This window comes from Enterococcus sp. HMSC078F03, from assembly GCF_001811595.1.
Classification (GTDB): domain Bacteria; phylum Bacillota; class Bacilli; order Lactobacillales; family Enterococcaceae; genus Enterococcus; species Enterococcus faecalis.
Genome location: NZ_KV805560.1, coordinates 118034 through 127045, shown reverse-complemented (window position 1 = coordinate 127045; position 9012 = coordinate 118034). Strand labels below are relative to the sequence as shown.

Genomic DNA, 9012 nt, shown 5'->3' with positions numbered 1-9012 from the left:
CTACGACTGGCGCGAAGCGACAGAGTAGATGATGAACAGTACAAGGTGACCGAAGGGCAAGTTGTGTCATTTGCACGAAAGTGTTCCTACGATTCTCGCCAAGGCTGTGATTCTCGTCACAGTCAAATCCTGTTGAGCACTACGACTGGCGCGAAGCGACAGAGTAGATGATGTCTGCGGTTACTCGACGCAGTATGGCCTTTGTAAGTGATGAACAGTACAAGATGTTCGAAGAGAACATTAACACTAGTCTGTTTGATTTTGAAAATAAACGAAAATCAGTTTAGAATGAATAGAAATAAAAAAGCAGTGATATAGTAAGTACAAGACTTTATTTGTCTAACAGAGAGCCTAGGTAGCTGAGAATAGGTGACAAAGACGTTTTGGAAAATGGCTATTGAGCAAGCGCTCCGAGTGTTAAACACAAGGCGGCGACGGGGGCTCCCGTTATCGAGCTAGGGTATCGAACATATTGTTCCGTACTTGAAAAGGGAATTTGTGTGAGCAAATTCTGAACATGAGGTGGTAACACGCAAAAAAGCGTCCTCAACGATACAACTTGAGTTGTGTCGTTGAGGATGCTTTTTTCTTTTTTGTGAAAAAATGCAGGTTGGTAAGAATGAAGGGGGATAAAGAATGATTGAACTAAAAAATATCAGTGTGACATTTCAACAAAAAAAACAAGAAATTCAGGCTGTCCAAGATGTTTCTTTGACAATTGATAAAGGGGATATCTACGGAATCGTTGGGTATTCCGGTGCTGGAAAAAGTACGTTAGTACGGGTAATTAATTTATTGCAACGACCAACAGCGGGCACCGTTATTATTAACAAAGAAAATATTTTAACTTTTTCTAAAAAGGAATTACGACAACAACGAAAAAAGATTGGAATGATTTTTCAACATTTTAATTTGATGAAAGAGCGGACCATATTTAGTAATATCGATTTTTCATTAAAATATTCTGGGCTAAGTAAAACTGAGCGGCGTCAAAAAATCAGCCACTTATTAGAGCTAGTTGGACTAAGTGAAAAACGGGACGCTTACCCCAGTCAACTATCAGGAGGGCAAAAACAGCGGGTTGCGATTGCCCGCGCTTTAGCAAATGATCCTGAAATTTTACTTTGTGATGAAGCGACGAGTGCGTTAGATCCAAAAACAACAGGACAGATTTTAGCTTTGTTAAAAAAGTTAAATCAAGAACTGAACTTGACGATTGTCTTAATCACCCATGAAATGCAAGTGGTTAAAGAAATTTGTAATAAAGTTGCGGTGATGGAAAATGGCTGCGTTGTCGAATCAAACGATATTGTTTCGATTTTTAGTCAACCCCAACAACCTTTAACCAAAGATTTTATTCGGACAGCAACTCATATTGACCAAGCATTAACCACGATTCTTGAACATCCTAAATTAGCTGATTTAGATAAAAATCAAGAATTAATTGAATTTTCTTATGTGGGAGATCAAACGAACGAGCCATTAATTGCACAATTGTATAGCCAATATCAGGTATATACAAATATCCTTTATGGCAATGTCGAAATTGTTCAAAACGTTCCTATTGGCCATTTAATTGTGGTGCTTTCTGGTGATGAGGCCCAGCGTCAACAAGCCCTTACTTATTTAGCGAAACAAGGCGTGCGAACCAATGTTTTGAAAACCTATCAGCAAACGAAGCAAAAGAAGAATTTACAGGTGATTTAAAAAAGGAGTGAACTGAGAATGTATCAATTATTTGAGAAATATTTTCCGAATGTTGTCCAATTAAAACAAGAATTTCTTCAAAGTACATGGGAAACAGTATACATGGTTTTTTGGACAGCATTGATTGCTGGCGTGTTAGGAGTCTTATTGGGTGTCGTGCTTGTCAGTACTGGCCCCAGTGGTGTTTTGAAAAATCCACCCCTGTATAGTATCTTAGAAAAAATTATTAATGTTTGCCGTTCTATTCCTTTCATCATTATGCTCGCACTGATTCAACCATTAACACGAATTTTGGCAGGAACAACAATTGGTACAACCGCAGCGTTAGTCCCATTAGTTATTGGCGTAATCCCGTTCTTCGCGCGCCAAATTGAAAATGCGTTATTAGAAGTGGATCCTGGCGTTATCGAAGCGGCAGAAGCTATGGGGACGAGTCCCTTAGGGATTATTTTTCGGGTTTATCTAATTGAAGGGTTACCAAGTATTATTCGTGTTTCAGCAGTGACAATTATTAATTTAATTGGATTAACAGCCATGGCAGGAGCTATTGGGGCAGGTGGTCTGGGCAACTTAGCGATTACTCGAGGCTACAATCGGTTTCAAACCGATGTGACATTTATGGCCACGTTAATTATTTTAATTATGGTATTTATCAGTCAAGCCATTAGTAATCAATTAATCAAAAAAACATCACATTAGAAAAAGGAGAAATGACAAATGAAAAAATTGAGTAAATTAATTGGACTTATTGGGGTATTAGCTTTTACGATTGCAGGTTGTGCATCGGGGTCTGCGAAGGATACTAAGACAGAAACCGTTAAACTAGGGGTTGTAGGAACAAAAAATGATGAATGGGAATCGGTCAAAGACCGTTTGAAAAAGAAAAATATTGATCTACAATTGGTAGAATTTACAGACTATACGCAACCAAATGCAGCATTAGCAGAAAAAGAAATTGATTTAAATGCCTTTCAGCATCAAATCTTTTTAGACAATTACAATAAAGAGCATGGGACGAAATTAGTATCAATTGGCAATACAGTCAATGCACCATTGGGAATTTACGCTAATAAATTGAAAGATATCACGAAAATTAAAGACGGCGGAGAAATTGCTATTCCTAATGACCCAACGAATGGCGGGCGGGCGTTAATTTTATTACAAACTGCGGGACTGATAAAAGTTGATCCTGCGAAACAGCAACTACCGACTGTCAGTGATATTACTGAAAATAAACGCCAATTGAAAATAACTGAATTAGATGCTACGCAAACAGCGCGTGCTTTACAAGATGTCGATGCTTCAGTGATTAATAGCGGCATGGCTGTCGATGCTGGGTATACACCAGATAAAGATGCTATTTTCTTAGAACCGGTAAACGAAAAAGCGAAACCTTATGTGAACATTGTCGTGGCTCGAGAAGAAGATCAAGAGAATAAACTTTATCAAAAAGTTGTAGAAGAATATCAACAAGAAGAAACGAAAAAGGTCATTGCAGAAACATCAAAAGGCGCCAATGTTCCAGCCTGGGAAACATTTGGTAAAAAATAAAGGAGGCATTTATAATGAGTACAACAACGATTCAAACAATCCAAGAAGCTATTGCTACGGAAAAGGAATGGATAATCCATTTAAGACGTCATTTTCATCAATACCCTGAAGCAAGTTTAAAAGAATATGAAACGATTAAGCGCATTAAAGAAGAACTACTAGCCTTAGCTATTCCTTTTGTAGAAGTAGGGGAAACGGGTGTTTTAGCAACCATTGAAGGAGGTCTTGGCGCTGGCAAAACGATTTTGTTACGTGCAGATATTGATGCGTTGGAATTGCCAGATGCAACAGGCGCTGCCTATGCTTCTAAAAATCCAGGACTCAATCATGCTTGTGGACACGATGGTCATGCGGCAGCATTGCTAGGTGCAGCTAAAGTGCTCAAAAAACATCAGGATACCTTTTCAGGAACGGTTAAACTGGCCTTCCAGCCAGCGGAAGAAATTGGTGCAGGCGCTCGACAATTTGTGGAAGGAAATTATTTAGAAGCAATCGACCAAGTGTTTGGGATTCATTTAGATTCCAGTGTGCCAGTCGGAAAATTAGTTGCTACCAAAGGTGCTACCAACGCCTCTTGTGATATTTTTAAAATTGAAGTCAGTGGTCAAAGTAGTCACGTCGCCCAACCACAGAATGGCCGGGATGCTGTTTTAGCAGCGGCCAGTATCGTTGTGGAATTACAAAAAATTGTAGCGCGCGAGATTGATCCTTTAGATTCTGTCGTAGTAGGAATTGGCGTTTTACAAGCAGGAACACGCTATAATATTGTAGCAAACCATGCAACCATTGAAGGCACTGTTCGAACACTTAGTCAGGAAACGCGCCAATTTGTTTTACAACGAGTCGAAGAAATTGCCCATGAAATTGCCCAGTCTCATCGCACAGAAATTGCTGATTTTTCTGTTTATGCGGCAGCGAATCCATTAATTAATGAAGAACAAGCAACCAACCGTGCACAGCAGGTAGCCAGTGAAATTGTTGGTTTTGAAAATGTTGTGACCAATCATCCTAAAAGTTTAGGGGCGGATGATTTTGCTGATTACTTAGCGGTAATTCCTGGTATCTATGGACGGGTCGGTTCACGAAACCCTGAAAATCCTGCTACTCATTTTGGACACCATCATGAACAATTTGATATTGATGAACGTGCCTTACTTTTAGCAGCAGAGTACCACGTACGCTATGCATTAAACTATTTATCAGAATAATAGGGATAGGGAGCCGACAAAATGATGGTTTGTGGGCTCCTTTCGTTATAAACTAACGTGGCTTGCTTTCTTGTCATTCTATGGTAGAATACAAGCATAAGAAAGGTGATTCACATGTTTTTTGTTTTAACTGATAAATTAACAAGAAAAGTAGCTCCCGATAGTTTAAGAACAGATGAAGCACTGTTGTGGAGCCGAGCAATTAATTTCTTCATCGCTTGATAGCACATTTTTTGACTAGAAAAGCTAGTCTTATTTGAGTGTACGTACAAGCGGTTGTCGGGATTTCTGTCAGGATGGACGACGTGCAGACGTGGTTCTTTTTTTGTTGTCCCAAAATAATCAGTTAACAAGAAAGAAGTGACGAAAATGAGTATTTTAACTATTGAACATTTAACGCATCGATTTGGCGAAAAGGTCTTGTATGAAGAGGCTTCATTGCAAGTGAATAAAGGGGATCATTTAGGCTTAACTGGCCAAAATGGGGTCGGCAAATCCACCTTAATTAAAATTTTAACGGGGGAAGTATTGCCAGACGAAGGAACGATTCAGTGGCAAAAAAATTGTAAGATTGGGTACTTGGATCAGCACGTTTCTGTAGAACAATCACTAACGATGGTTGATTTTTTGAAACAAGCCTTTCAAGAACTTTTTGATAAAGAGGCGAAACTGGCAAAACTTTATGAAGAATACAGTCAAACGGCTTCGGAAAAACTTTTAGAACAAGCAGGCAAATTACAAACAGATTTAGATGAAAGTAATTTTTATCAAATCGACACGATTATTCAGGATTTAGCCAATGGGTTAGGACTACAAGCAATTGGTTTGGATAAAAAGTTAGGGGAGCTAAGCGGTGGTCAACGTTCAAAAGTGATTTTAGCAAAATTATTGTTAGAGGCCCCTGATGTGTTACTTTTAGATGAACCCACCAACTATTTAGATGATACACATATTCAATGGCTTATTCGCTATCTGAATAATTTTGAAGGAAGCTTTCTATTAGTCTCCCATGATTATCAATTTTTAAATGAAGTGACGAATTGCATCGCAGACATTGAGTTTGGCAAATTAACCAAATATACTGGAAATGTAGAAAAATCTTTTGCACAAAAAGAGCAGAATAAACAAACCTATTTGAAACAGTATCAGGCCCAACAAGAAAAAATTGAAAAAATGGAAGCCTATATTCGTAAATACAAAGCTGGAAATCGAGCAACGATGGCTAAAAGTCGACAAAAACAATTGGACCGGTTGGAACGATTGACTCCGCCAGGTTCCTTGACTAAGCCAGCGATTGAATTTCCTTATCAAGGGTTAGTTGCAACGCAAGCACTAACGACCCAGAAGTTAGTTGTCGGCTATCGGGAACCTTTGTTAGAACCGTTAGATTTAATGGTTCATGTCGGTGAAAAAGTCGCATTGAAAGGCTTTAATGGGATTGGCAAATCAACATTAATTAAAACGTTGACGAAAGTGATTCCTTCATTAGATGGAGAATTTCATTATCCGCTGAATACAAAAATTGCTTATTTTACCCAAGACTTGGCGTGGCCTAATGAGCAGTTAACGCCGCTAGACTATTTATCAGATCGTTTTCCAGATACAACGATTAAAGAGCGAAGAAGTCATTTGGCTAGAGCAGGTTTACCAGATAAGTTAGCAATGCAGTCGTTAGCCCTGTTAAGTGGTGGTGAGCAAACAAAAGTAAAACTAGCGGAACTAATGATGCAAACAAGTAATTTGTTATTTTTAGATGAGCCAACCAATCATATTGATGAAGCGGCCAAAAAAAGTTTACAAGAAGCAATTCACGTTTACCCAGGAACGGTTTTTCTGGTTTCCCATGAAGCAGATTTTTATGAGGAAATTGTGGATCGAGTAATTGATATTGAGGAATTAGTTAAATAAAGAAGAAAGAACCAAGTTGAGGGGGAGTCAACTTGGTTCTTTCTTCTTTATTATTTATTTACTCATTAAGCCATCATGGATTTTTGTTAAATTCCAGTTCATCATGCTGTAGTACGTATCGCCTTCTGTTCCTTCTTTGGCAAGAGAGTCTGTGAAAAGTGTATCGTAAATTGGTCGTTTCACTTCTTTTGAGACCCGTTCCATACTACGTTTATCGACACTTGTTTCAACAAATAACACAGGTGCTTTTGATTTCTTAATGGTATCAATAATCGTGGTCATTTGTTCAGGTGTTCCTTGACTTTCTGTGTTAATTTCCCAAATATAAGCGGCATTTAAATCATAAGCTTTGGAGAAATATTTAAAGGCACCTTCACTTGTAACTAATAATTTTTTATCATCAGGAATATCAGCAAATTTAGCTTTGGCTTCCTCATGTAGTTTGCTAAGTTTTTCGGTATAATTTTTTGCGTTTTCTGTATAGAAATCTTTATTTTTTGGATCTTTTTCTACTAACACGTCACGAATGTTTTCTACATATTTAATGCCATTTTCAATGTCTAACCAAGCATGCGGATCTTCTGTTTGTTCTTGACCGGCACTTGTTAAATATTGTGGCGTAACATTTTTGCTTGTAGAAAAGTAATCTTTATTCTCAACTTTTTTGGCCGTTTTCATTAATTTGTTAAACCAGCCATTTCCGCCTGTTTCTAAGTTCAAGCCGTTAAAGAATAAAATGTCCGCTTCAGAAGCTTTCGCAATGTCTTCTGGTAACGGTTCATATTCGTGAGGGTCTGTCCCAATTGGCACAATACTATGCAGCTCAATTTTGTCTTGCCCAACATTTTTCACTAAATCGGATAAGATCGAGTTCGTTGTCACAATTGCTAATTTTTCTTTCTTTTCAGCGGCTTGATTCCCGCAAGCAGCTAACGTTAACCCTGCTAAAAGTGTTAAAAAAAATAAACTAAATTTTTTCATTCGTTGATTCCTCCATTTCTTTCTGACGGTTTACAAATACTAGGCCTTTCTTTGGTGAGAAAAAGAAAGCCAATAAAAAGAATAAGGCGGCGGTTAAAACAATCGTCGCACCAGAAGCTAAGTTATAAGAATAACTAAAGAATAGGCCAATCACTGAACTTAAAATCCCAAAAGTAGAGGCTAAGCCAATCATTGTCTGTAAGTGATTTGTTAATAGATAAGCTGTTGCCGCTGGCGTAATCAGCATGGCAATGACTAAAATAGTTCCGACGGTTTGCAAAGAAGAAACAGCGACTAATGTTAGTAAAAACATCAATGCATAGTGGAAAAATTGAATATTTAAACCATAGGCCTGAGCCATTGTGGGATCAAAAGAAGTGAGTTGCAACTCTTTATAAAACAATGCCACAAAAATCAAAACAATCACGCCGACGACACAAGTAATTAAAATATCGGTATCTGCGACCGCTAATACATTTCCAAACAGAATATGATATAAATCGGTGGAACTTTTTGCAAAAGAGATAAAAATAATCCCTAAAGCAAAAAAAGAACTAAAGACAACACCAATGGCAGTATCATTTTTTAGTGGACTTTTTTGGGTAATAAAGCCGATCGATAATGCAGCTAGTAAGCCAAAAATAGAAGCGCCAAAAATATAATTGAAACCAAACATATAAGAAACAGCGACCCCTGGTAAAACAGCATGGGAAATCGCATCACCCATCAAAGACATCCCACGTAAAATAATGAATGAACCAATTACCCCTGAAATGAGTCCGACAATTACAGACGTCAAAAGGGCATTTTGTAAAAATTGATAACGGAATAAACCATCAATAAATGCAGCAATCATTTTGCAACCCCCTGTATTAATAAATCACCTAACAAATCACCGTATGCTTCTTGGAGCGTTTCTGCAGTAAACGTTTGTTCAACAGGACCCGCAGCAATTAGCCGGTTTTTCAAAACGATTAATTCATCAAAATAGTGGGATACTTTGTGCAAATCATGGTGAACAATGATAATCATTTTACCTTGACTTTTTAATGATTTGAGAATATCCATAATCACTTTTTCACTAGACATATCAATGCCGACGAAAGGTTCATCTAAAAAAATCACCTCAGCACCTTGGGCCAAAACACGGGCGATAAACACACGTTGTAATTGGCCACCAGAAAGTTCGCCAATCTGGCGTTGCGCATAGTCTTCTAATTGCACCATTTTTAATGCAGCCATGGCTGCTTGCTTTTCTTTCTTTCCTGGGCGTTTTAATAGTCCCAAGTTTGGATAGGTTCCTAGCAAGACCGTTTCAAAAACGCTAATTGGGAAACTAAGATCCAAGGCGCTACGTTGTTCTACATAGGCAATGGTTGTTTTTTGTTGGTCAATCGCTTGATTATTTAACAAAACATCACGTTCCTTTGTTTTAATCAAGCCTAATAACCCTTTAATAAATGTTGACTTTCCAGCACCATTTGGTCCGATAATTCCAGTAATTTTACCGGAGGGAATAGTAACGTGGATATTATTTAAAGCGGTCCGTCCTTGATATTGAACGGTTAACGCTTGAACAGCTAAGTTAAAGCTTTTTCTCATGAAATTCCTCCTTTTTAGGTTTGCCTTAAAATCAGTATAAGGGATAGTTTAAGAA

General features: G+C 38.0%; 8 protein-coding genes and 1 other annotated feature. Of the genes, 5 read left to right on the top strand and 3 right to left on the bottom strand.

The annotated features are described in order from the left end of the window. Positions 1 to 300: 300 nt before the first annotated feature. Positions 301 to 551, top strand: a binding site (T-box leader). An 85-nt stretch (positions 552 to 636) separates the two neighbouring features. The 5 genes from HMPREF2810_RS07940 to HMPREF2810_RS07915 all read left to right on the top strand — a co-directional run bounded on the left by HMPREF2810_RS07940 (position 637) and on the right by HMPREF2810_RS07915 (position 6374). After that, on the top strand, positions 637 to 1707 hold the full coding sequence (locus tag HMPREF2810_RS07940) for a methionine ABC transporter ATP-binding protein (protein WP_002366919.1): 1071 nt from the start codon (positions 637 to 639) through the stop codon (positions 1705 to 1707). Between the two features lie 18 nt (positions 1708 to 1725). Then, a complete protein-coding gene (locus HMPREF2810_RS07935) occupies positions 1726 to 2406 on the top strand; it encodes a methionine ABC transporter permease (protein WP_002381703.1) in 681 nt (226 codons plus the stop codon). An 18-nt stretch (positions 2407 to 2424) separates the two neighbouring features. Further along, positions 2425 to 3258: a MetQ/NlpA family ABC transporter substrate-binding protein gene (locus HMPREF2810_RS07930; RefSeq protein WP_010715331.1), complete on the top strand. Its 834-nt coding sequence runs from the start codon at positions 2425 to 2427 to the stop codon at positions 3256 to 3258. Between the two features lie 14 nt (positions 3259 to 3272). Continuing rightward, entirely contained in the window at positions 3273 to 4466 is a 1194-nt protein-coding gene (locus HMPREF2810_RS07925) for an amidohydrolase (protein WP_010715330.1), read from the top strand. Positions 4467 to 4835: 369 nt separating this feature from the next. Beyond that, positions 4836 to 6374, top strand: a complete 1539-nt coding sequence (locus HMPREF2810_RS07915) for an ABC-F family ATP-binding cassette domain-containing protein (RefSeq protein WP_010715329.1) — start codon at positions 4836 to 4838, stop codon at positions 6372 to 6374. Positions 6375 to 6428: 54 nt separating this feature from the next. On the opposite strand, the gene HMPREF2810_RS07910 is transcribed toward HMPREF2810_RS07915, so the two are convergent. From HMPREF2810_RS07910 to HMPREF2810_RS07900, 3 genes are read right to left on the bottom strand one after another with little or no spacing between them, the layout of a single operon-like run. Then, positions 6429 to 7355: an Mn/Fe ABC transporter substrate-binding lipoprotein EfaA gene (locus HMPREF2810_RS07910; protein ID WP_002356954.1), complete on the bottom strand. Its 927-nt coding sequence runs from the start codon at positions 7353 to 7355 to the stop codon at positions 6429 to 6431. Next, entirely contained in the window at positions 7342 to 8211 is an 870-nt protein-coding gene (locus tag HMPREF2810_RS07905; RefSeq protein ID WP_010715328.1) for a metal ABC transporter permease, read from the bottom strand. The genes HMPREF2810_RS07910 and HMPREF2810_RS07905 overlap by 14 nt, the downstream gene beginning before the upstream one ends. Beyond that, positions 8208 to 8957: a metal ABC transporter ATP-binding protein gene (locus tag HMPREF2810_RS07900; RefSeq protein WP_002425953.1), complete on the bottom strand. Its 750-nt coding sequence runs from the start codon at positions 8955 to 8957 to the stop codon at positions 8208 to 8210. Before HMPREF2810_RS07900 ends, HMPREF2810_RS07905 begins: the two co-directional genes overlap by 4 nt. Positions 8958 to 9012 lie beyond the last annotated feature (55 nt).